This window comes from Planococcus donghaensis, from assembly GCF_001687665.2.
GTDB lineage: Bacteria > Bacillota > Bacilli > Bacillales_A > Planococcaceae > Planococcus > Planococcus donghaensis.
On the sequence record NZ_CP016543.2, the window covers coordinates 1,097,631 to 1,118,717 of the forward strand.

27 protein-coding genes and 1 riboswitch are annotated in these 21,087 nt (G+C 39.3%); of the genes, 20 read left to right on the plus strand and 7 right to left on the minus strand.

Going from position 1 to position 21,087, the window contains the following annotated elements:
• Window positions 1-4 precede the first annotated feature (4 nt).
• On the plus strand, window positions 5-1,402 hold the full coding sequence (gene sufB / locus BCM40_RS05430; protein WP_065526811.1) for a Fe-S cluster assembly protein SufB: 1,398 nt from the start codon (window positions 5-7) through the stop codon (window positions 1,400-1,402).
• Window positions 1,403-1,569: 167 nt separating this feature from the next.
• Complete coding sequence (locus BCM40_RS05435) at window positions 1,570-1,755, plus strand: hypothetical protein (RefSeq protein WP_008429494.1); 186 nt, start codon at window positions 1,570-1,572, stop codon at window positions 1,753-1,755.
• A gap of 48 nt (window positions 1,756-1,803) precedes the next feature.
• On the opposite strand, the gene BCM40_RS05440 is transcribed toward BCM40_RS05435, so the two are convergent.
• Complete coding sequence (locus BCM40_RS05440; RefSeq protein ID WP_065526810.1) at window positions 1,804-2,481, minus strand: DNA alkylation repair protein; 678 nt, start codon at window positions 2,479-2,481, stop codon at window positions 1,804-1,806.
• 115 nt (window positions 2,482-2,596) lie between these two features.
• On the opposite strand from BCM40_RS05440, the gene BCM40_RS05445 reads away from it, so the two are divergent.
• From BCM40_RS05445 to BCM40_RS05485, 10 genes are all read left to right on the plus strand, one after another.
• Entirely contained in the window at window positions 2,597-3,457 is an 861-nt protein-coding gene (locus BCM40_RS05445) for a DUF72 domain-containing protein (RefSeq protein WP_065526809.1), read from the plus strand.
• Window positions 3,457-4,284 carry a sulfite exporter TauE/SafE family protein gene (locus BCM40_RS05450; RefSeq protein ID WP_065526808.1) on the plus strand — a complete coding sequence of 276 codons (828 nt, stop codon included), beginning with the start codon at window positions 3,457-3,459 and terminating at the stop codon, window positions 4,282-4,284. The genes BCM40_RS05445 and BCM40_RS05450 overlap by 1 nt, the downstream gene beginning before the upstream one ends.
• 12 nt (window positions 4,285-4,296) lie before the next feature.
• A complete protein-coding gene (locus BCM40_RS05455; RefSeq protein ID WP_065526807.1) occupies window positions 4,297-5,640 on the plus strand; it encodes a bifunctional metallophosphatase/5'-nucleotidase in 1,344 nt (447 codons plus the stop codon).
• A gap of 71 nt (window positions 5,641-5,711) precedes the next feature.
• Window positions 5,712-5,893, plus strand: a riboswitch (Lysine riboswitch).
• 108 nt (window positions 5,894-6,001) lie between these two features.
• Window positions 6,002-7,576, plus strand: coding sequence for a Na+/H+ antiporter NhaC family protein (locus BCM40_RS05460; RefSeq protein WP_065526806.1), 1,575 nt, complete (start codon window positions 6,002-6,004; stop codon window positions 7,574-7,576).
• Window positions 7,577-7,769: 193 nt separating this feature from the next.
• Window positions 7,770-9,290, plus strand: a complete 1,521-nt coding sequence (locus BCM40_RS05465) for a sodium-dependent transporter (protein WP_065526805.1) — start codon at window positions 7,770-7,772, stop codon at window positions 9,288-9,290.
• 15 nt (window positions 9,291-9,305) lie between these two features.
• Window positions 9,306-9,437, plus strand: a complete 132-nt coding sequence (locus tag BCM40_RS16380; RefSeq protein ID WP_156851262.1) for a methionine/alanine import family NSS transporter small subunit — start codon at window positions 9,306-9,308, stop codon at window positions 9,435-9,437.
• 142 nt (window positions 9,438-9,579) lie between these two features.
• Window positions 9,580-10,503 carry a lipoyl synthase gene (gene lipA / locus BCM40_RS05470; RefSeq protein ID WP_065526804.1) on the plus strand — a complete coding sequence of 308 codons (924 nt, stop codon included), beginning with the start codon at window positions 9,580-9,582 and terminating at the stop codon, window positions 10,501-10,503.
• Window positions 10,504-10,518: 15 nt separating this feature from the next.
• Window positions 10,519-10,845, plus strand: coding sequence for a YutD family protein (locus BCM40_RS05475; RefSeq protein ID WP_065526803.1), 327 nt, complete (start codon window positions 10,519-10,521; stop codon window positions 10,843-10,845).
• Between the two features lie 84 nt (window positions 10,846-10,929).
• A complete protein-coding gene (locus BCM40_RS05480; RefSeq protein WP_065526802.1) occupies window positions 10,930-11,385 on the plus strand; it encodes a DUF86 domain-containing protein in 456 nt (151 codons plus the stop codon).
• Window positions 11,375-12,148, plus strand: coding sequence for a TIGR01457 family HAD-type hydrolase (locus BCM40_RS05485; RefSeq protein WP_065526801.1), 774 nt, complete (start codon window positions 11,375-11,377; stop codon window positions 12,146-12,148). The genes BCM40_RS05480 and BCM40_RS05485 overlap by 11 nt, the downstream gene beginning before the upstream one ends.
• A 95-nt stretch (window positions 12,149-12,243) precedes the next feature.
• Here the strand turns inward: BCM40_RS05485 and BCM40_RS05490 are convergent, their stop codons facing one another.
• The gene (locus BCM40_RS05490) at window positions 12,244-12,480 is read right to left on the minus strand and encodes a YuzB family protein (RefSeq protein WP_065526800.1); all 237 of its coding nucleotides are present in this window, start codon (window positions 12,478-12,480) and stop codon (window positions 12,244-12,246) included.
• A gap of 152 nt (window positions 12,481-12,632) precedes the next feature.
• Here BCM40_RS05490 and BCM40_RS05495 point away from each other — a divergent pair, with 152 nt between their 5' ends.
• Complete coding sequence (locus BCM40_RS05495; RefSeq protein ID WP_065526799.1) at window positions 12,633-13,700, plus strand: NAD(P)/FAD-dependent oxidoreductase; 1,068 nt, start codon at window positions 12,633-12,635, stop codon at window positions 13,698-13,700.
• Window positions 13,701-13,826: 126 nt separating this feature from the next.
• On the opposite strand, the gene BCM40_RS05500 is transcribed toward BCM40_RS05495, so the two are convergent.
• Window positions 13,827-14,153: a YuzD family protein gene (locus BCM40_RS05500; protein WP_065526798.1), complete on the minus strand. Its 327-nt coding sequence runs from the start codon at window positions 14,151-14,153 to the stop codon at window positions 13,827-13,829.
• A gap of 82 nt (window positions 14,154-14,235) precedes the next feature.
• Here BCM40_RS05500 and BCM40_RS05505 point away from each other — a divergent pair, with 82 nt between their 5' ends.
• The 6 genes from BCM40_RS05505 (at window position 14,236) to BCM40_RS05525 (ending at window position 17,728) form a co-directional block, all read left to right on the plus strand.
• Window positions 14,236-14,472 carry a NifU family protein gene (locus tag BCM40_RS05505; RefSeq protein ID WP_008429467.1) on the plus strand — a complete coding sequence of 79 codons (237 nt, stop codon included), beginning with the start codon at window positions 14,236-14,238 and terminating at the stop codon, window positions 14,470-14,472.
• A gap of 144 nt (window positions 14,473-14,616) precedes the next feature.
• Window positions 14,617-14,979, plus strand: a complete 363-nt coding sequence (locus BCM40_RS05510) for a HesB/IscA family protein (protein WP_065526797.1) — start codon at window positions 14,617-14,619, stop codon at window positions 14,977-14,979.
• A gap of 176 nt (window positions 14,980-15,155) precedes the next feature.
• Entirely contained in the window at window positions 15,156-16,370 is a 1,215-nt protein-coding gene (locus BCM40_RS05515; protein WP_065527734.1) for an NAD(P)/FAD-dependent oxidoreductase, read from the plus strand.
• A gap of 91 nt (window positions 16,371-16,461) precedes the next feature.
• A complete protein-coding gene (locus BCM40_RS05520; RefSeq protein WP_065526796.1) occupies window positions 16,462-16,959 on the plus strand; it encodes an NUDIX domain-containing protein in 498 nt (165 codons plus the stop codon).
• Between the two features lie 130 nt (window positions 16,960-17,089).
• Window positions 17,090-17,215 carry a YuiA family protein gene (locus tag BCM40_RS16470; protein WP_158004627.1) on the plus strand — a complete coding sequence of 42 codons (126 nt, stop codon included), beginning with the start codon at window positions 17,090-17,092 and terminating at the stop codon, window positions 17,213-17,215.
• Window positions 17,216-17,398: 183 nt separating this feature from the next.
• Window positions 17,399-17,728 (plus strand): YuiB family protein, encoded by a 330-nt coding sequence (locus BCM40_RS05525; RefSeq protein WP_065526795.1) that lies wholly within the window; start codon window positions 17,399-17,401, stop codon window positions 17,726-17,728.
• 54 nt (window positions 17,729-17,782) lie between these two features.
• Here the strand turns inward: BCM40_RS05525 and BCM40_RS05530 are convergent, their stop codons facing one another.
• Entirely contained in the window at window positions 17,783-18,259 is a 477-nt protein-coding gene (locus BCM40_RS05530; RefSeq protein ID WP_065526794.1) for a divergent PAP2 family protein, read from the minus strand.
• Window positions 18,260-18,409: 150 nt separating this feature from the next.
• On the opposite strand from BCM40_RS05530, the gene BCM40_RS05535 reads away from it, so the two are divergent.
• Entirely contained in the window at window positions 18,410-19,903 is a 1,494-nt protein-coding gene (locus BCM40_RS05535; RefSeq protein ID WP_065526793.1) for a leucyl aminopeptidase, read from the plus strand.
• A gap of 53 nt (window positions 19,904-19,956) precedes the next feature.
• Here BCM40_RS05535 and mnhG read toward each other — a convergent pair whose 3' ends face one another.
• The 3 genes from mnhG to BCM40_RS05550 are packed head-to-tail and all read right to left on the minus strand — an operon-like array spanning window position 19,957 to window position 21,081.
• A complete protein-coding gene (mnhG, locus tag BCM40_RS05540) occupies window positions 19,957-20,304 on the minus strand; it encodes a monovalent cation/H(+) antiporter subunit G (protein WP_238323772.1) in 348 nt (115 codons plus the stop codon).
• Between the two features lie 19 nt (window positions 20,305-20,323).
• A complete protein-coding gene (locus BCM40_RS05545; RefSeq protein ID WP_065526791.1) occupies window positions 20,324-20,605 on the minus strand; it encodes a Na(+)/H(+) antiporter subunit F1 in 282 nt (93 codons plus the stop codon).
• The gene (locus BCM40_RS05550; RefSeq protein ID WP_065526790.1) at window positions 20,602-21,081 is read right to left on the minus strand and encodes a Na+/H+ antiporter subunit E; all 480 of its coding nucleotides are present in this window, start codon (window positions 21,079-21,081) and stop codon (window positions 20,602-20,604) included. The genes BCM40_RS05545 and BCM40_RS05550 overlap by 4 nt, the downstream gene beginning before the upstream one ends.
• Window positions 21,082-21,087: the final 6 nt, after the last annotated feature.

Below are 21,087 nucleotides of genomic sequence, written 5' to 3' on the forward strand. Positions count from 1 at the left end.
GACGATGGCGAAAAAAATGCCGGAAATCGGTGATTATAAATATGGGTTCCACGACAAAGATGTTTCAGTATTTAGATCAAAAAGAGGTTTAACTGAAGACATCGTAAGAGAAATTTCAAAAATTAAAGAAGAGCCAGAATGGATGCTTAAATCTCGTCTAAAAGCATTGAAATTGTTTTATTCAATGCCGATGCCACAATGGGGCGGCGACTTAGGTTCATTGAACTTTGATGAAATTACGTATTACGTAAAACCATCAGAAGCAAGTCAAACTTCATGGGATGAAGTTCCTGAAGAAATCAAACGTACATTTGATAAATTAGGAATTCCAGAAGCAGAGCAAAAATATTTGGCTGGTGTATCAGCTCAGTACGAATCTGAAGTTGTTTACCACAATATGAAAGTCGAATTGGAAGACATGGGTATCGTCTTTAAAGATACGGGTGCTGCACTTCGTGAAAACGAAGACCTTTTCAAAGAACATTGGCAGTCAGTAATTCCAGCAGCAGACAATAAATTTGCTGCGTTAAATACGGCGGTTTGGTCTGGTGGCTCATTCATTTACGTACCTAAAGGCATTAAAGTGGAATCACCACTTCAAGCGTACTTCCGTATTAACTCGGAAAACATGGGTCAATTTGAACGTACGCTAATCATTGTAGATGAAGGCGCAAGCGTTCATTACGTAGAAGGTTGTACAGCTCCTGTTTACACAACAAATTCACTTCACTCAGCTGTTGTTGAAATTATTGTGAAAAAAGATGCTTACTGCCGTTATACAACAATTCAAAACTGGGCAAACAACGTCTTTAACCTTGTAACGAAACGTGCATTTGTGTACGAAAACGGGACAATGGAATGGATTGATGGCAACATCGGTTCGAAATTGACGATGAAATATCCAGCGGTTTACTTGAAAGGCGAAGGCGCACGTGGCATGACATTGTCAATCGCAATTGCTGGTAAAGGACAACACCAAGATGCTGGTGCGAAAATGATTCACTTGGCTCCAAATACGTCTTCTTCGATTGTTTCGAAATCAATTTCAAAACAAGGCGGGAAAGTATCGTATCGCGGAATCGTTCATTTTGGACGTAAAGCTGACGGCGCACGTTCGAACATCGAATGTGATACGTTGATTATGGATAACCAATCAACTTCTGATACAATTCCATACAACGAAATCTTAAACGATAACGTTTCTTTGGAACACGAAGCGAAAGTTTCAAAAGTATCTGAAGAGCAGTTGTTCTACTTGATGAGCCGTGGCGTTTCTGAGCAAGAAGCTACAGAAATGATCGTTATGGGCTTTATCGAACCATTTACAAAAGAACTTCCAATGGAATATGCGGTAGAAATGAACCGTTTAATCAAGTTCGAAATGGAAGGCTCGATCGGTTAATCGATTTATATGTAACCCTTGGTGTGACGATGTTCACGCCAAGGGTTATTTTTATAGGCTTGAACGAAATAACAAGTCATATCTCTAATCATGCAAGGGAAGCGTTTGGGTACTTGCTTAAAGGGTATAAGAGTAACGTATATAAATCCTTAGGAGGTATGCAAAACATGAGTCAAAAATTCGAAGCTTTAAAAGAGAAATTGAACAATGCAGACTTAAGCGAAGCAAAAGAAGTATTGGTGCAAGCTAAAGAAGCTTATGATGATGGTAAAATTGATGAAACTGAAAAGAAAGAATTGATGGATTCTGCGAAATCCTTAATAGCTAAAAAAGGAATTGGCGGGTTATTCTAAAATCCTGTAATCATAATAAGCTTAGGCGCACATCATGTGCGCCTAAGCTTATTTTTTTATGTGTTTTAATGCTTCGCGTTTGCTAAGAGGCATTAACTCATGTGTAGAGACAAACGTTTCTACCCATTCAGCATCGGTCTTGGCATATTCACGTAATGCCCAGCCAATAGCTTTTTGAATAAAGAATTCAGGAGATGTAGCATGATGAAGTATAATTTGACTAAGTATGATTGTGTCTGTCTGCTGCTTGTATTTTAGCTGGTGGAGAATCGCCGCACGATTTGTCCATATATTTTCTGCTTTTGACCATTCAATCATTGAGCGTGTCCCTTCAACTTGTTCTTTTTGAATAACGTGACCAAGAATTCGGGAAGCAATCGAATCTACACTGTCCCACCAGGACTTGTTTTCAATTAGTTGTCGTAGAAATGCCAAGTCTTTGAGTGTTAACTCCTCTTTCATTTTGTCTAGTAAGGCAATCGCTGCGTATTGGTATTCTCTTTCAGGCAGTTCATATAGTTTCCAGACGGCCTCTAATAATTTCTGGCCGGAAGGCAACTGATGGGTTGAAAAGTGTTTGTTCAATAATTCAGTTCGCAATGGAGTTTTGATCCCTAAAAAGTCAAATTGATTTCGCATGTAGGCAGACATTGGAACCATTTGTTCAGGATTACGGTTTGCTTTAAAGCTATCAATTAGTTCTTGATCGTCCCATAGCTTTTTCATGTTTGGCTCATCTCCTTGAGTGAAAATCAATTGAAGCGAAAGATAACTATTTTAAAAAAGACGTTCTATTTTTTCTATGTTATCATAAAATAATAACGAAAATGGAGGCGGGACCATGATTTATGTAGGATTGACGGGTTGGGGAGACCATCCAGATGTCTATAGCCCGGGCTCAAAGAAAACAGAGAAATTAAGTGATTACAGTGGACATTTTCCAATAGTTGAATTAGATTCTTCTTTTTATGCGGTTCAACCAGAACGCAATATTCGCAAGTGGATTGCGGAGACGCCGGCGCAATTTCAATTTGTCGTCAAAGCTTATCAAGGCATGACAGGCCACCTTCGTGGTGAAAATCCATTTGAATCACGTGATGCCATGTTTGAAGCTTTCCGTAAGTCTATCGAACCTTTGAAAGAGGAAGGTAAATTAGCAATGGTGTTACTGCAATTTCCGCCATGGTTTGATTGTCAAAAAGACAATGTCGATCAACTTCGAGAAATTATTGAACGTCTTAAAGAATTTGATTTGGCGATCGAGTTTCGCCATCAATCCTGGTATGCAAATGGAATGAGTGAAAAAACTTTGGATTTTCTTCGGAACAATAACTTGATTCACTCAGTTTGTGATGAGCCGCAGTCAGGAGAGGGTTCAATTCCGCTTGTGCCAGTATCTACTAGAAAAGATAAAGTGTTGTTGCGCATACATGGTCGCAATGTTCACGGCTGGGTAAATCCTGGAGGTGCACAAAACTGGAGAGAAGTTCGTTATTTATACGATTACAATAAAGAAGAACTCGAGGAAATTAGTAGAGCCGTAAAGACATTGACGAACACTACTGAAAATGTATATGTGATTTTTAATAACAATTCAGGAGGGCATGCAGCAGGTAATGCGAAGCAGTTCCAAAAGATGAATAACCTATCATTTGATGGGCTTTTACCAAAGCAGTTGGATTTATTTGAAGGAGGATTTTAATGGTTTTCATCGTTATGGCAGTTGTCGGAATAATGTCCGGCATACTGGGTGCTTTAATCGGTTTGGGTGGGGGCGTTATATTGGTACCTGCTTTGCTGTTTATGGGCACTAGCTTTGCATTTTTTCCAGAACTTTCACCACAAAAAATTGTTGGGTTATCGGTTATTATGATGATTTTTACAGGTCTTTCTTCCACGTTAGCCTATATGAAAGTTCGAACAGTTGATTACAAAAGTGGATTCATTTTTTTTGCAGGTAGTGCACCGGGAACAATTGTCGGTGCTTTTATTAATAAAAATTTAGACTTACCCTCCTTCAACTTATATTTTGGGATTCTTTTAGTTTTTCTATCCTTGTTGCTGTTATTGCGTGACCATCTTAATGCAGTTCAATGGTTTGTGGAGAACGGTCGAAAAACAACGTTTACAGACAGAGAAAAAAAAGAATATGTTTATGGCTATCCAATCTGGTTTGCTTTGTTATTAACATTTTTTGTTGGCGTTGCTTCTGGTCTATTTGGTATTGGTGGCGGGTCTATCATTGTCCCAGCGATGATTCTTTTGTTCTTATTCCCTCCTCATGTAGCTGTTGGGACATCGATGTTAATGGTGTTTCTATCAGCACTGGTAAACTCTGTTACGCATATTTCGTTGGGGAATGTGCCGTGGATTTACACACTTGCAGTCGTGCCAGGGGCCTATATGGGTGCGAAAATAGGTGCAGCGTTAAACAAACGCCTCAATTCGGAAATGTTGGTCACCATTTTGAGAATTGTATTACTCGTGCTTGGGATACGTTCAATTTATGAAGGAATATTTAGCATTTAAAGAGGTGTTTTCATGAGCGAAACTATTCATATTTACCATACAAATGATTTACACAGTCATTTTGCAAATTGGCCACGCATTAAATCATTTTTAGCTGAACGAAAAAGGTGGCATGAAGAAGAAGGGGACATTTGTCTGGTTTTGGATATAGGCGACCATGTCGACCGTTCGCATCCATTTACAGAAGGTACTGCAGGAAAAGGCAATATCCAGTTACTTAACGAAGCAGGATATGACGCGGTGACAATCGGTAATAATGAGGGCATTACGTTGTCTAAAGAAGAGCTAAATGATTTGTATGTTCAAGCTAATTTTGATGTTGTGGTATCGAATCTATTTGATCTTCATGGCAACCGACCAAAGTGGGCCAAACCCCACCGAATTATTCGGACAGCAAATGGCACACGCATTGGATTAGTGGGGGCAACAGCAGAGTTTACTCCTTTTTATCGCAAACTCGGTTGGCAAATCACCGATGCAAAAGAGTCGATTATTCAATCGGTAGAAGAAATTAAAGACAAAACCGATTTAATTATTTGTTTGTCTCATTTAGGGATAAAAGATGATGAACTATTAGCGGAACTTTGTCCGCAACTCAATATTATTTTAGGTGCACATACCCATCATGTTTTTCATGATGGGAAATGGCAAGGAGATACATTACTTGGAGCTGCAGGAAAGTTTGGTTTTTATATCGGACATATGGCAGTAGAAGAGGAGTTTGGAAAAAGTTCAGCTCGGTTAATTGAAGTGTCGCAGTTATGCGAAGTACAAGAAGATTTTGATAAACATCTAGTTGAACAAGGCAAAATCCAAATGAATGAAATCGTGTATTATAGCGATAAAAAATTGAAGGCAGAGTGGTTTAAGGATTCAGAGCTTGCCACGTTATTTGGGCAAGCAATGATTGAATTCACAGGTGCAGATTGTGCATTATTTAACGCCGGTATATTTATGGAAGATATACATGAAGGTGCGATGACACGATATAATTTTCATAAAATGTTGCCTCATCCGATTAATCCGTGTGTAGTGGAGTTAAGCGGTGCAGAATTAAAAGAGATTTATTTGCAGTCTTTAAATTCAGAATGGCCACAAATTGAGTTAAAAGGAATGGGTTTCCGCGGAGCAGTATTTGGTAAAATGATTCATTTGAACATGGAAATCATTGACCGCCGTCTTTATATTAAAGGTCAACGGGTTGTACACGATCAAAAATATCAATTGGTTACGTTAGACATGCTGACATTTGGTTATTTTTTCCCGAGTTTAAAAAGAGCGACGAAAACATATTTCATGCCAGAATTTCTGCGTGATGTATTCGGTCAATATTTTCATAACAAAGCGATAAAATAGTAATGACAGTTGGAATATATATTCAGTTGATTTTGTAGTGATTTTGGGCTATGCTAAAGAAGAAAGTTATAATGGTGGGTAGAGGCTGCAGGACTAATCAGTAGGGTGCGCGAGTGTGACCGCGTTGAACGCATCTGAAAGGAAGTTTTGCCGAAATTTATTTCTTATGGTCATAGGAAGTGGATTGGGGTCATTCTGAACAAGAATGTCACTGTCATTTGAGCGCAAGTTTGAATGGAGGGCTACAGGGTTGTTTGATGTTTTATCGCACAGACGAATTGTAGAAGGCTGACTGAATCCAAGTGGAGAGGTCAGCCTTTTTTGTCTCAATTTCACCCATCAAAAATAAGGAGGAGTTATTTTGGAGAATACAATTTTTTCGATCTTGCCACCGATTATTGCAATTGTAATGGTCCTATTAACACGCCGTGTACTATTGTCATTAGGTGCAGGTATTGTGGCAGCAGCTATTATCCTTACGTGGTTTTCGCCACTTGAGGCCTTGCAGGAACTTGCTACATCATTCGCAATTATTTTTTGGGACGGCGGTTTTAACGCTTATAATGTCTTTATCCTATTGTTTCTACTATTGTTGGGAGTTATTACAGCGTTTGTTAGTCTCTCAGGAGGCAGTCATGCTTTCGCCGAATGGGCATCAAATCACATTAAATCTCGCCGTGGTGCCAAAGTATTAACGGTTGTTCTTGGAATGGTCATCTTTATCGATGATTATTTTAATGCATTGACTGTTGGGCAAGTAGCACGTCCAATTACAGACAAATACAAAGTTTCGCGTGCGAAACTCGCTTACTTTATTGATTCGACTGCAGCACCGGTTTGCGTAGTTTCTCCTGTATCAAGTTGGGGAGCAGCAATTATCGGTATTATAGCTACCATTTTAGCTGGACAAACTTTCGTCGAATATTCTGCACTTGAAGCATTTCTTTGGATGGCACCAATGAACTTTTATGTGGTTGCTTCACTTGCCATCGTCTTTTTTGTCGCAATTCGCGATGTTGATTTTGGCGAAATGAAAAAACACGAAGTGCTAGCTATTTCAAAAGGACAGCTTTTTGATCCTGAAAAAACAATTCCAGGTGAAATGAAAGAAGAATTTCCATCTCATTCACATGGACACGTGAGAGATTTATTGCTTCCGATTTTACTGTTGATCGTTGGAACAGTGGTTGCAATGATTTGGACTGGCTACCAAAATGCTGGCCAAGTATTTGATATTTGGTTAATCTTTGAAAATACCGATGTACCAGCTTCATTATTAGTAGGGGGAGTATTAGGTGCTTTAACATCTATTATTCTTTACGCACTACAAATGAAAACAAACAAAACAGCTAATGTTGGCTGGATTGGCAAAGGGATCTGGGCAGGTATCAAATCTATGATGGGTGCCGTTTTAATCCTAATATTTGCTTGGTCATTGACTTCCTTAATTGGTGGATTAGAAACAGGCGCATATTTAGCGGGTGTCGTTTCTGACGGCAATGTTCCTACAGCGATTTTGCCAGTCTTATTGTTTGTATTAGCTGGCGTTATGGCTTTTTCTACAGGAACTTCTTGGGGTTCTTTCGGTATTCTTTTACCGATCGCTGGAACAATTATGATTGAAGCGGAACCAGCTCTATTATTGCCAGCACTATCAGCAGTTTTAGCAGGTGCTGTATTTGGTGACCATTGTTCACCGATTTCTGATACGACCATCTTGTCCTCAACAGGAGCAGGAAGTAACCATATGGACCATGTTTTAACGCAAATACCGTATGCACTAACAGCTGCGGGCATTGCTGCTGTCGGGTATATTGTCATAGGGTATACCGGCTCTTTATGGATATCATTAGGCGCTGTGCTGATTGTTTTAGCAGTGTTATTCGTTGTTTGGTCACAACGAACAACTATTATTGAAAAACAACAAAATAATTAATGAAAGTAAGGCAGAGGAGCTTATCCTCTGCCTTTTTACTTTTGTCGCAATAGTTTTTTTCAATTATATTGCGAAAGTGTCTTTACATTAAAGCGCTCTCTCGGTATACTAATTTTAGATTAGTTAATAATCTGAAAACAAACAAAATTCCTATTTTTATGTAAAAAGAATGGGAAAACAAGGGGGAAGAGAGATGGAACGTTCGCAATGGGGTACACGTGCTGGTTTTATTATGGCAGCTGTCGGCTCTGCAGTAGGGTTAGGGAACATTTGGCGTTTTCCGTATGTTGCCTTTGATAATGGTGGGGGTGCCTTTTTCATACCGTATCTGTTTGCACTACTGACTGCCGGTATACCAATTTTAATTTTAGAATTCACGATCGGCCACAAGTATAGAGGGTCAGCACCGTTATCATTTTTCCGTATGGGCGGTAAAAAATTAGAATGGCTTGGTTGGTGGGCCGTATTTGTGTCCTTTGTTATATCTGTATACTATGCGGTTATTATCGCTTGGGCTATGCGCTATACTATATTTTCTTTCAACCAAGCATGGGGTACAGACACACAAGATTTCTTGTTTAACGAATTTTTACAACTGACTGTGAGCCCAGGACAAACGGGTGGAGTAGTTTGGGGCGTCTTTATCCCGCTTGTATTAGTGTGGGTGATAACACTTGGTATTTTACTTGCAGGAGTTAAAAAAGGAATTGAAATGGCTAACCGGATTTTCATCCCAACTTTGGTTATTATTTTCCTAGCAGTCGTTATTCGTGCGGTAACGCTTGATGGAGCTGCGCTAGGTTTGGAAGCCTTTTTCCAACCAGATTTCACGGCCATTATGAATCCGACAGTTTGGGTCGCTGCTTATGGACATATCTTCTTTAGTTTATCTGTCGCATTTGCAATCATGATTACTTATTCAAGTTATTTACCGAAAAAATCCGATATTACAAATAATGCTTTTATTACAGGGTTTGCAAACTCAAGTTTTGAATTATTAGCGGGTATTGGTGTTTTCGCAGCACTTGGCTTCATGGCGACACAACAAGGCGTTGCAGTTGCAGATGTTGCTGCAGGTGGTGTTGGACTTGCATTTGTTGTTTTCCCACAAATCATTAACGAGTTTCCAAGTTTTAACGGATTGTTTGGATTCTTATTCTTCCTATCCTTAACACTTGCTGGACTAACGTCATTAATGTCAATTACAGAAACATATGTTGCTGGATTCACTGAGAAATTTGGCATTTCTCGCAGAAAAGCTGTTCTTTTTGGTGGCGGACTTGCGGCATTAATTTCAATCTTATTCGCAACTCAAGGTGGATTGTTCTTCCTAGATCTTGCAGATTACTTTATCAACCAATTTGGTGTTGCTGCAGTAGGTCTAGTAGAAGTTGTGCTAGTAGTATGGGTATTCCGAAAAGCAGATTTGCTTAAAGCACACGCAAATGAAATTTCAGATATCAACCTAGGTGCATGGTGGAAAGTTAGTCTTGGAATCATTACGCCAATCGTTTTAGGCTACATGATGTTCGGACTACTGAAAATGAATATTCTACAGGAGTTCGAAACAGAAACTGGAAACTATGAAGGATATTCGACTATGTTTACTTTATCCGGAGGCGTTGCAGTAGCTTCTGCGGCAATAGTATTTGGTATTTTGTTCTCTATCGCTAAGTGGCATAAAAACCAAAACGAATACGATGAGCGTAGTTAAAAGGGGGAGTAGCAAATGTCAGCGAGTTCAATTTTAGTCATGGTTATCGGAATGGTTTTAGTTTGGGGCGGTTTAGCTGCTAGTATTTTTCACGCAGTTAACACCAGCAAAAAGAAACGTAACGGTAACGCTGCAAATAACGTATAAGATACTAGCCCGGAAACGAAACGTTTCCGGGTTTTTCTATGGATTTGTGGCACTATGGCAACTTGTGAGGAACACACCTTTATGATACATTTGGAATAGAATGAGATTCCAATTCAAATAAGATAGACAGGGGAAGATGTGCATGTCAGAAAAAAAAGAACATCTCAGAAAGCCTGATTGGTTAAAAATAAAATTAAACACCAATGAAAACTATACAGATTTAAAAAAAATGATGCGAGAAAACAACTTGAATACGGTTTGCGAAGAAGCTAAATGTCCAAATATCCATGAATGTTGGGGAACGCGAAGAACTGCTACGTTTATGATTTTAGGAGCGGTTTGTACAAGAGCTTGTCGTTTTTGTGCAGTCAAAACTGGATTGCCAAATGAATTGGATCTACAAGAACCAGAACGTGTTGCAGCCTCTGTAAAAATGATGAATTTAAAACATGCAGTTATCACAGCAGTTGCACGAGATGATTTAAAAGACGGGGGTTCAGCAGTTTTTGCTGAAACCATCCGAGCGATCAAACGTGCAAATCCATTTACGACTATTGAAGTTTTACCGTCTGATATGGGCGGTGTATATGAAAATCTAGAGCGACTAATGGATGCCAAGCCAGATATTTTAAATCACAATATCGAAACGGTGCGTCGCCTGACGCCAAGAGTTCGTGCTCGCGCTAAATATGACCGCTCACTTGAACTATTAAAACGTTCAAAAGAAATGCATCCCGAAATTCCAACAAAATCTTCATTGATGATTGGATTGGGTGAAACAAAAGAAGAAATTATCGAAGTGATGGATGACTTACGTGCGAACGATGTTGATATCATGACGATCGGTCAGTATTTACAACCATCGAAAAAACACTTAAGTGTACAAAAATATTATTCGCCGAAAGAATTCAAGGAGTTGTGGGAAATTGCGATGACTAAAGGATTTTCGCATTGCCAGGCAGGTCCGTTGGTTCGTAGCAGCTACCATGCGGATGAGCAAGTCAATGCAGCTGCTAAAGAGCGTCAGCGTCTCGGCGATATACAAGCAGCTGCTATAAACAGCTAATGGATGGTGAAGAAAATGATTACATTGGATCAATGGCAATACGATATACTAATTGACCACCGGGAAGGCTTTAAAGAAGAGGCTATCACTACCCGTTATAGCGAAATTTTATCGAAATATGATTATATATTAGGTGACTGGGGCTATGGACAATTACGGTTAAAAGGCTTTTTTGAAGATACAAACCATAAGGCAACGTATGATACAAAAATTAGTACCTTGCAGGACTATCTTTACGAATACTGCAATTTTGGTTGCGCTTATTTTGTTATAAAAAAAGTTGGTAAAGCCACACCACCGACGGAAGAAGTGGAACAGCAAACTCTCGAAGCGGATGAATAATCCGCTAGAGGGTTTTTTTTATCCAATATGATATGATAAAGAAAGAAAAGATAGATTTTCAAACGCCTATTGGAGGGTATTTTTATGTATTTTATTGATCGCAACAAAATCACTGAAACAATTCAGTATATGAACTCGTTATTGGAGTTTTACGAGGCACAGCAACAATGGACATCGTTTGGCGAGCAGCTCGCGCTAGAGCGTATTGGTGCAAATATTATCGAGTCGATTATCGATGTCGGCAATTCAATGATTGATGGCTTTATTATGCGTGATCCGGGAAGTTATGATGACATTATAGATATACTAGTGGATGAAAAAGTAATTACGAAAGAAATGGACCAACCACTTAAACAAGTAATTGCCTTGCGAAAAATGTTAGTTCGTGAATTTATGAAAGTTGATCAGCAAGCGGTGGTGGAAGCTTTAGATAAAAACATCGAATCTTTAAAAGCATTTGGGCCTAAAGTTGAACATTATTTGGTTCATGAGCTTGGACCAGTTTCTGCATTTATCCCGGAGACAAACGATGGAAACTAAAAAAACGTACCGAGCATATTGCCTTGATTTAGACGGAACAGTTTATCGTGGAACAGAAGCAGTTGAAGAGGCTGCGGAGTTTGTAGAACGTCTACAGCAACAAGACATCGAACCTTATTATATTACTAACAATGCTTCGAAAACCCAACAGCAATTACAAGAGAAACTAGCTGGATTTGGAATTGTAGCTAAAAAAGATCGTATCATGTCTTCTGCAATTGCAGCTGCTAAATACATCAAACGTTGGTACCCCGGAAAAACAGTTTATATGGTAGGTTCGGATGGATTAGATCAAGCTTTGTGTCAAGAAGGGCTTGAGCGAGTGGAAGAAGAGGCAGATATCGTATTAATAGGACTTGACCGAAGCCTTACATACGACAAACTCGCAACTGCTTGCTTAGAGATTCGCAAAGGCGCTGTTTTTCTATCTACCAATAAAGACTTAGCTTTTCCATCTGAAAAGGGATTTTTACCAGGCAATGGAGCAATCACGACTCTTGTATCCGCATCAACTGGAATAGAGCCAGTTTTTATCGGCAAACCAGAAATCCATATGTTAGAAGCGATACAGCATGAATCTGGACTTGAAAAAAGTGAAATGGTAATGATTGGAGATAATTACGATACCGATATTCAAGCAGGACTTCGTTTTGGAATCGATACGATTCACGTCAATACTGGGGTGAGTAGTACTGACACGGTAGTGAGAAAAGAGCAGCCACCTACTTATGCGATTGAAAATCTTAGTTACTGGAAAATTTAAAGAAAAAGCCCAGTAAAGTGACGCGAAGTCGCTTTGCTGGGCTACGGTGCATTGTGTAATAACACATTTGTGAAGCATTAAAAACCAGGAACGGTTTAAAATAGTGGGTTTTCATCTATGAATTCATAGACTTTTTTAGTCAATTCATCTGGAGATTCGGCCTCTACGATTTCGCCATTGACCAAGGCATATAAAGACTCGGAACATTTTGTGCAATAGCTTAAACAGCCATATTCCAAAACATCGAGATTTGGATCTCGTTCGAGTTTTTCAAAAGAACCTTGCGCGCCATTCGCAATATTACTAATACAAAATTCTACAATTGGTTTCATTCTAAGTCACCTCGCTACAACGAAATCCTACCTTTTTTAGCGACTAGAGTCAATTAATTGATTTCTAGCGAAAGCATTGTGAAAGTTATCACAATCAGCTATACTCATATGTGAGAAATTGATCAGACAGACGAAATTTAAAGGAGATTTTTATGCGAAAACTAGTCTTACTTGGAGGCGGTTACGGCAACATGCGAATTTTGCTTCGCTTATTGCCAACCAGCTTACCACAAGATACCGAAATCATTCTAATTGACCGTACCCCTTTCCACAGCATGAAGACGGAATTTTATGCTTTAGCAGCTGGTACAGAGTCGGACCAAGATGTCCGTGTCCCTTTTCCAGAGCATGAGCGTTTAACGCTTGTTAATGGTGAAATATTAGAAATCGGTCTTCAAGAAAAATGCATTTTCATGGAAAATGGTGATCGTATTGCATACGATGATTTAGTGATTGGGTTAGGTTGCGAAGATAAATATCATAACGTACCAGGAGCCGATGAGTTTACCTACAGTATTCAAACGATTGGTAAATCTCGTGCTACATACCAAGCCTTGCTTGGTTTGCCTGCAGGCGCAGTAGTAGGTGTCGTAGGAGCCGGATTAAGTGGGATTGAGTTGGCTAGTGAATTGCGTGAAAGTCGAAAAGACTTAAACATTAAATTGTTTGATCGTAGCCCTCGAATCTTACGTGATTTCCCTGAGCGTTTGAGTAATTTTGTGAAAAATTGGTTTGAAAACCATAACGTTGACGTGGTGTCAAACTCAAATATTACTCAAGTTGAACCGAATATGCTTTACAATCACGAAGAAACGATCCCAGTAGATGCAGTTGTATGGACTGCTGGCATCCAGCCTGTCAAACCCGTGCGTGATTTAGGTCTGGACTGTGACGGAACTGGTCGAGTAGTTATCAACCAATATCATCAATTGCCGAATGATGAGCATGTTTATGTAGTAGGTGATTGTGCTGCATTGCCTATGGCGCCTTCTGCTCAATTAGCAGAAGAACAAGCAGAGCAAATCGTTAAAGTATTAAAAGCAATTTGGAAAGAAGAACCATTGCCTGAAACGATGCCTGAAATCAAATTAAAAGGATTCCTTGGCTCGTTAGGTAAAAAGCAAGGATTTGCTTATTTAGCAGATCGTACAGTGACAGGCCGCATTGCACGCTTGATGAAATCGGGTGTACTATGGATGTACAAATGGCATAACGGCTAATAAAAGCATATTGACTGTAGGCAAACTTGATTGGTTCGAGTTGTCTACAGTTTTTTGATGAAAGTGAGTAAATAGCTAAAGAAAAAGGTTTTGGAATATGTCTATTCCAAAACCTTTACTCATTTTTTATTCGACTTCTGAAAAACCGTGTTTTTCAAGTTCCCGGTAAACAGGTTTTAACTGCACATAGCCCTCTCCTACAACTTCACCTTCAACTAAAACTAACGGGTAGAAAAATTCATCGTCCATAATACGTTGTGCATAGTCTTTTTGATGTTCAAGCTCAATTGGTTTCTCAATATCGATATAGGTAATTGAAAATGGTTGACCTTTGTATTTTCTTGAAATGGCGGCTTCTAACCACTCATACGTATCGACTGATGAAGGTGCATTAACACAACTTGCGCAAATAACATCGGTTCCGTAGACTTCTATAGATAATGGCTTTTTCATAATTTGGACCCCCTGTAAATTCATTAGTGGCTTTTTCCCGCTAATCACATTATAATGATTATAATGAAAGGAGTCGATATAAATGACTGAAGCTTTGCTAGAAGATCAAGTAATGGAAGTCTTAGATAAATTACGTCCATTCCTTTTACGTGATGGGGGAGACTGTGAACTTGTTGATATAGAGGATGGTATCGTAAAACTTCGTCTACTCGGAGCATGCGGAAGCTGCCCAAGTTCGACCATTACATTAAAAGCAGGAATTGAACGCGCGTTAGTAGAAGAAGTTCCTGGAATCGTAGAAGTAGAACAAGTATTTTAATGCTAAGGGACCTTTTGAGGTCTCTTTTTCTATAGAAAAGCACGGAAGTTTTTACATTTACTTGATAACACGTTAATTTAAGGTCAACAACTTGAACAATGATAGAAATGATTGCTATGATAGAGTTAGAGGAAGGTGATCAGATTGACAGAAGTAGTTGAAATTACAGAAGCAGCCTCATTCCAGATTAAAGAAATGATGCGTCACAACGAAGAAGAAGATTCCTATTTACGTGTTGCCGTTAAAGGTGGCGGATGTAGTGGATTAACATATGGTATGGGGTTTGAAAAAGAAAAAACGGATGAAGATGATCGTTACGAGCAATTTGGCATTCCGATTTTAATTGCGAAAGAAGATGCACCAATTCTTCAAGGTACGGTAGTCGATTATAAACAGTCTTTAATGGGTGGCGGATTTACGATTGAAAATCCAAATGCCATTGCATCATGTGGTTGTGGTACCTCATTCCGTACAGCGAAAAAAGAAGGTACTCCTGAAAATTGTTAAAAGTCGGTCACAAACCGGCTTTTTTCTTGTGGATAAGTCTAGGTTAAACGTATTATTCGGTTGAAATCATCCAGTAATAGGTCTAATATAGAGGATAGATGTTTATCGGTGCGTCAAGGGTGCTCCATTTTGACGATATTCGATTAAAAAATGACTTGAAGGTGGTTGCGATTGTGTTGAAAAGACCGTCAATATTAGTATTAGGTGCAGGTTACGGTGGATTAACTACTGTAGTAAACTTGCAAAAAGTTCTGGGCACAGATGCTGCAGACGTTACATTGATTAACAAAAACGAATACCATTACGAAAGCACATGGCTTCACGAAGCAGCTGCAGGTACATTACTTCCTGAACAAGTGCGCTACGACATTAAAGATGTAATCGATAGTGTCAAAGTAAAATTTGTACAAGCGACTGTTGAAGCAATTGATGTAGTTGGCAAAAAAGTTACAACAGATAATGGCGAATTTACATATGACTATATTGTCATCGCTCTTGGCTTCGAAGGGGAAACTTTCGGAATTGAAGGTCTTGATAAATATGCATTGTCAATTGCTAACGTAAAAGCTGCACGTTATATCCGAGAGCATATTGAGTTCCAATTTGCAACGTGGTCAGCAGAGCCAGTTAAAGACGACAGTCGTTTAACGATTATCGTTGGCGGAGCTGGATTTACGGGTATCGAATTCTTAGGAGAATTAGCTAACCGTGTACCTGAACTTTGTAAAGAGTACGATGTACCTCGTGAAAAAGTACGTGTTGTATGTGTAGAAGCGGCACCAATGGTATTGCCAGGATTTGATCCAGAACTAGTAAACTATGCAGTGGGTCATTTAGAGTCTAAAGGTATTGAATTCTCAATTGGTACGCCAGTTGTTGAAGCAACTCCAGAAGGCGTTAAAATCAAAAAAGGCGACGATGAATTTGAATTCATCAAAGCCGGCACAGTTGTTTGGGCTGCAGGTATTCGCGGCAACAAATTAATTGAAGCTACTGCTATTGAAAACATGCGTGCTCGCGTAAAAGTTGAAAAAGATCTTCGTGCTCCAGGTTTTGATGATGTATTTGTCATTGGTGACTGTGCATTGATGATCAACGAAGAAACAAATCGTCCGTACCCACCAACTGCACAGATCGCTATGCAGCAAGGTGAAGTAGTGGCGAAAAACTTAAAAGCACTAATGAGTAATGACACAACAGTTGAATTTGTTCCTGACTTAAAAGGAACGGTTTGTTCACTTGGTGAAGACGATGCAATCGGTGTAGTGTTTGGCAAAAAAGTAACAGGCAAACGCGCTTCTTTCATGAAGAAAATGATTGATAACCGTGCATTGTTCATGATTGGCGGACCTATGCTGGTGATGAAAAAAGGTAAATTCAACGTTTTATAAACCAAACAATCAAAAGCTCCCTTTGCGGGGAGCTTTTTTTGTAATTTTAGTGTGTTTTGATTAAAGACTTTTAGTAGAAAGAGGGATGTTTGTGACAACTCATAAACGTGGAAATGTGTGGCTTGGTGCAGCCGGTCTCGTTATAAATTCAAAAGGCGAGTGGCTCGTCGTTAAAAAAAGATATGGCGGTTTGCATGGGAAATGGTCACTGCCAGCGGGCTTTGTACAAGGCAACGAAACAATTGACCAAGCAGCGTTAAGAGAAGTTAAAGAAGAAACAGGCATTGACTGTGAAATCATCGAATTGATTGGGTTTCGTTCTGGCGTTCTGCAAGAAAAAATTAGTGACAATATGGGGATTTTCTTATTGAAAGCAATAAACGAGAAACAACCGGTAGTAGCACAGTTGTCTGAGTTGTATTCAGCAGATTGGTTAACTCCTACAGAATTAGTTACTAGCGAAGAAGCTTCTGTAATGCTTGTCGAAATGGCTTCTTATTCATTAGAAATCGGGCTATCACCTATAAGTCATGTAGACCCTGGAACAGTTTTTGGCTATTCAGATTACAAATTATTCTTTAGAAAATAGCAGCTATACGTAAAAAATCAAGAAAATTTTGATGGTAGCGTTTACATACAAGCTTTATCTATTGCGCTCTGGATAAGGACGTGCTATATTATCAGAATATTACAAACAAGAATAGAAGGAGGTGTTTCAGATGACAATGTTTAAAAAGGATAAGAATGTCAATAATTGCCCATATTGTTCAGGACAAGGCTATTTTCAATTGCGACTGGGCGGTTCAGAAACGTGCTCCTGCTGTTCGGGTTCAGGGAAAAAATAATCGGTTTAATAATGGCGGACGGAGTGAAAAATTCCGTTCGCTTTTTTGTGTGTAGAAATTTTGCAAAGGAGTTGCCTTCTAAGGTGTAGCATAAGTGACAAAGCCATGAATTCTGTTCAGTTGGATTGAAAGCCTTTGTTTTTTCGGTTAAACTGATGAAAGGAATAACGGAGGTTAGAATTCATGAACAGTTCATTTACGATTGTGCAATTGATTATTTCGATGTTGCTTTTTTATGTTATGTTCTTCGGAATTGGTTTTTTATTAAATATGTTACTGCGGATGACTTGGCTAATGGCTGTCGTTTATCCGGTCGTCATCTTATTGGTTGTGGATGATGTAGGCGTCTTTGATTATTTTACCAATCCAAGTGAGTCTTTTGCCATGCTTGGAGATACTATTACATCGATGACAGGTAGTGACATTGCTGTTTTGCTTGCTGGTTGGGCAGGAGCGATCACATCAGGTTTTGTTATGAAAATATTACGTAAAATGGGTTATCAAATGTTTTAAAAAATCGCCAATCCGGTTATTCGGATTGGCGATTTTTTTACGTTAAAATGATGGTTATATAACGATGCCGTATACGATAAAGGAAATGGCAATGCCTGTTAAAGCTCCCATAAACACTTCACTTGGTTTATGACCGAGTAAGGTTTTAAGTTCTTGAATTTTTTCTTCTTCTTTTTTTTGAGGCCATTTTCTTGTTTCTTCCATGAAAATATAGATATCTTGTCGCATTTTGTTGATGGTCAATGCTTGTTGACCTGCTTGAAAACGGACACCCGTAGCATCATACATCGTAATAACAGCAAACATTGTAGAAACGGCAAAAATCGTAGAAGAAACACCGTGTTCAAATGCGACCGCTGTTGTTAAAGAAGTAACTGCAGCTGAGTGGGAACTAGGCATGCCGCCAGTTGAAGAAAAAAGCTTCCAGTCTAGTTCTCGTGTTACAGCATACTGAATAGGGATTTTGATAAATTGAGCAAAGACAATTGCAAATAACGCAATCATCAGAGGGAGGTTAGAGAAAATTTCCACGTGGTGTCACAGCCTTTCTGTCTAAATATGTTCTACCAGTATATCATAGACAACAAAATGTCAGGACTGTTTTATTCCTTCGCCTCTCGAACTACTCGAATGTCGGATTAAATGCTACACTTAAAAAGAACATATAAAAGGAGGAGTTTTATGCAAATCGAATTACAACAACATTCACAGGACAGTCAAGCAGAAATCCTCGTGGTCGGATTAAGCCGTCATCCTGAGAACAGTAAAGGATGGGACGATTTCGCAAAGCGGTTTGATGGCAAATTGGAAAGTTGGACAAAGCAAGATTTATCATTTGATTTAAAATCGTTGATTACATATCCTACACTTTCTGGAGCGATTCCACGCGTCATGTTTATTGGATTAAACGACCGGAAGAAATTGACTGAAGAAGATCTTCGTTCTTGCTTTGGATTAGTGGGCAAAGAGCTAGCAAAGAAAAAAATAAAACACGCAGCGATTTACATGGAGTCATTTAAAAACGATTCCATAACCAGTGAAGATGTAGCTTATTTAGCTTCTGAAGCGGTTACTCTGGGTGGCTATCGCTTTGATGATTACAAAACAACATCGAATGAAACACAAGTAAAATTAGAAACATTAACTTTTTTGGCAGAAGAAGTAGAAGAAGACGTAGAAGCAGCTGCAACAGTAGGAGCCATTTTTGGTCAGTCTGTTAATGAGGCACGAACACTAGTGAATATGCCAGCAAATATTTTAACAGCCACAGCAATGGGCGAATACGCAAGAGAACTTGGAGAAACATATGGCTTTGAAACAGATATTTTAGGCAAAGCAGAACTAGAAGAGCTCGGCATGGGAGCGATTCTTGCTGTTAACCAAGGCTCTACTGAAGAACCGCGTCTGATTGTCTTGAAATACAAAGCGACAGAAGGCTTTGAAGACCCATTAGCGCTTGTTGGAAAAGGAATAACCTTTGATACTGGTGGTTACTCAATCAAGCCGAAAGACGGCATTGTAGGGATGAAAGGCGATATGGGCGGTGCTGCGGCAGTACTAGGCGCTATGAAAATCATTGGTGAACTTCAACCAAAACAAAACGTTATTGCAGTAATTGCTTCAACAGACAATATGATTTCTGGAAATGCTTTTAAACCGGATGATGTTATTACTTCAATGAGTGGTAAAACGATTGAAATTCTAAATACCGATGCGGAAGGTCGTTTAGTATTAGCGGATTCTGTTAGCTATGCAAAACAACTAGGAGCTACAAAAATTGTTGATGTAGCGACGTTAACAGGTGGAGTCATTGTTGCGTTAGGAAAAGACAAAACAGGTGCTCTAACAAACAACGAAGCCTTTTTTGAAACTTTCTTAGAAGCCTCAATGGAAAGCGGCGAGTTTGTATGGCGCTTGCCGCTAACAGAAAGTGACAAAAAACGAATTCGCACAAGCAATGTAGCGGATTTAAACAACTCACCGGGACGCGACGGTCATATGATTTTTGGCGGTGGATTTGTTGGGGAATTTGCAGGAGACACCCCGTGGATTCATTTAGATATCGCCGGAACATCTGATGCTGACAGTGCCCATGATCTTGGACCAAAAGGTGGTACTGGCGCAATGGTACGCACGCTTGCTATGTTAGTTGAAAAAATGGCAGACGAGCAATAAAAATATAAATGAAAATAGCCAGTGAAAAGTAATTACTTTTCACTGGCTATTTTTCATTCTTCAGGTGTTTTGTTATTTAACAGTTCGTTCTTTTGATTTTTGATGGCCACTTCCATGTCATCACGCACCGTTTCGTCAGCAACACTGATACCGGACATATATGCAGCCCGTCCGATCAAATGTCCACCTACAGGAGCAGTAATAAACAAGAACGCAATGGCGATAATGAGCTGTGTATTGAATATGCCTTCTATTAACCAGAAGTGGATAAAGGCAGCGAGCAATACACAAAGCACACCAAGCGTAGAGCTCTTAGAAGCCGCGTGTGTGCGTGTATAAACGTCTGGCAAGCGAATAAGTCCAAGAGCCGTAACCAAGCTGAATATGACCCCTGTGCTCATTAATACGACGATTAAAACGTTAATTATGGTTGTTTCGATCGAAAATCTCTCCTCTCTCAAGGAATTTTGCAAAAGCAATTGTTCCGATAAAGGACAAGATGCTCAACAGCAAGATGACTTCTAAAAAGAATTCTGTTTCGATGATTAAAGACAACAACGCGATAATTGAAACAAGAGAAATACCGATAGCATCAAGTGCTACGACACGGTCTGCAATTGTTGGTCCTTTAACAAGTCGGAAAAGAAGTCCCGTGAAGCCTAAGCTAACAAGAATTAGCGAAACCCAGTAAAACGTCATCATGGGCGGCTCACCTCCAAAATCGCACGTTCGAATGTATCTTTTATCGAATTGACGGCATCTTCAATATCATCAAAATCGAGCGCGTGAATGTAAAGTCTTTTTTGGTCATCAGAAATACCGACAACAAGTGTTCCTGGCGTTAACGTGATCAACGCCGATAACAAAGTAATTTCCCAGTCTTCTTTTAACTCAGTTTCTAATTCGAATATAGCTGGCTTTAACTTCATGTTCGGTTTAATCACGATAAACAAAACTTGCATACTCGACTTGAAGAGTTCTTTTAAAAACAAGAAAAACAGCGAGACAACTGCCCATCCTCTTGACGTATAAAGCCGGTATGAAAAAAACCGGCGCATTAAAATAATGATACCAAGGCCAACGAGAAAGCCAATCGCGAATCCTGATGGGCTAAAGGAAACAGTCATGAACATCCAGACAAAGGCCAAGAAGAAATTTAATAAAATTTGTAAAGCCATATGTCA

Excerpts from the sequence above, each read along its gene's own strand:
- BCM40_RS05550 (WP_065526790.1), bottom strand. The coding sequence starts at position 21,081 with ATGGCTTTACAAATTTTATTAAATTTCTTCTTGGCCTTTGTCTGGATG.
- BCM40_RS05480 (WP_065526802.1), top strand. The coding sequence starts at position 10,930 with ATGTATTTTATTGATCGCAACAAAATCACTGAAACAATTCAGTATATG.
- BCM40_RS05500 (WP_065526798.1), bottom strand. The coding sequence starts at position 14,153 with ATGAAAAAGCCATTATCTATAGAAGTCTACGGAACCGATGTTATTTGC.
- BCM40_RS05490 (WP_065526800.1), bottom strand. The coding sequence starts at position 12,480 with ATGAAACCAATTGTAGAATTTTGTATTAGTAATATTGCGAATGGCGCG.
- BCM40_RS05535 (WP_065526793.1), top strand. The coding sequence starts at position 18,410 with ATGCAAATCGAATTACAACAACATTCACAGGACAGTCAAGCAGAAATC.
- BCM40_RS05525 (WP_065526795.1), top strand. The coding sequence starts at position 17,399 with ATGAACAGTTCATTTACGATTGTGCAATTGATTATTTCGATGTTGCTT.
- BCM40_RS05485 (WP_065526801.1), top strand. The coding sequence starts at position 11,375 with ATGGAAACTAAAAAAACGTACCGAGCATATTGCCTTGATTTAGACGGA.
- BCM40_RS05435 (WP_008429494.1), top strand. The coding sequence starts at position 1,570 with ATGAGTCAAAAATTCGAAGCTTTAAAAGAGAAATTGAACAATGCAGAC.
- BCM40_RS05450 (WP_065526808.1), top strand. The coding sequence starts at position 3,457 with ATGGTTTTCATCGTTATGGCAGTTGTCGGAATAATGTCCGGCATACTG.
- BCM40_RS05505 (WP_008429467.1), top strand. The coding sequence starts at position 14,236 with ATGACTGAAGCTTTGCTAGAAGATCAAGTAATGGAAGTCTTAGATAAA.
- mnhG (WP_238323772.1), bottom strand. The coding sequence starts at position 20,304 with ATGAGCACAGGGGTCATATTCAGCTTGGTTACGGCTCTTGGACTTATT.
- sufB (WP_065526811.1), top strand. The coding sequence starts at position 5 with ATGGCGAAAAAAATGCCGGAAATCGGTGATTATAAATATGGGTTCCAC.
- BCM40_RS05475 (WP_065526803.1), top strand. The coding sequence starts at position 10,519 with ATGATTACATTGGATCAATGGCAATACGATATACTAATTGACCACCGG.
- BCM40_RS16470 (WP_158004627.1), top strand. The coding sequence starts at position 17,090 with ATGACAATGTTTAAAAAGGATAAGAATGTCAATAATTGCCCATATTGT.
- BCM40_RS05545 (WP_065526791.1), bottom strand. The coding sequence starts at position 20,605 with ATGATGACGTTTTACTGGGTTTCGCTAATTCTTGTTAGCTTAGGCTTC.
- BCM40_RS05455 (WP_065526807.1), top strand. The coding sequence starts at position 4,297 with ATGAGCGAAACTATTCATATTTACCATACAAATGATTTACACAGTCAT.
- BCM40_RS05440 (WP_065526810.1), bottom strand. The coding sequence starts at position 2,481 with ATGAAAAAGCTATGGGACGATCAAGAACTAATTGATAGCTTTAAAGCA.
- BCM40_RS16380 (WP_156851262.1), top strand. The coding sequence starts at position 9,306 with ATGTCAGCGAGTTCAATTTTAGTCATGGTTATCGGAATGGTTTTAGTT.
- BCM40_RS05465 (WP_065526805.1), top strand. The coding sequence starts at position 7,770 with ATGGAACGTTCGCAATGGGGTACACGTGCTGGTTTTATTATGGCAGCT.
- lipA (WP_065526804.1), top strand. The coding sequence starts at position 9,580 with ATGTCAGAAAAAAAAGAACATCTCAGAAAGCCTGATTGGTTAAAAATA.
- BCM40_RS05495 (WP_065526799.1), top strand. The coding sequence starts at position 12,633 with ATGCGAAAACTAGTCTTACTTGGAGGCGGTTACGGCAACATGCGAATT.
- BCM40_RS05445 (WP_065526809.1), top strand. The coding sequence starts at position 2,597 with ATGATTTATGTAGGATTGACGGGTTGGGGAGACCATCCAGATGTCTAT.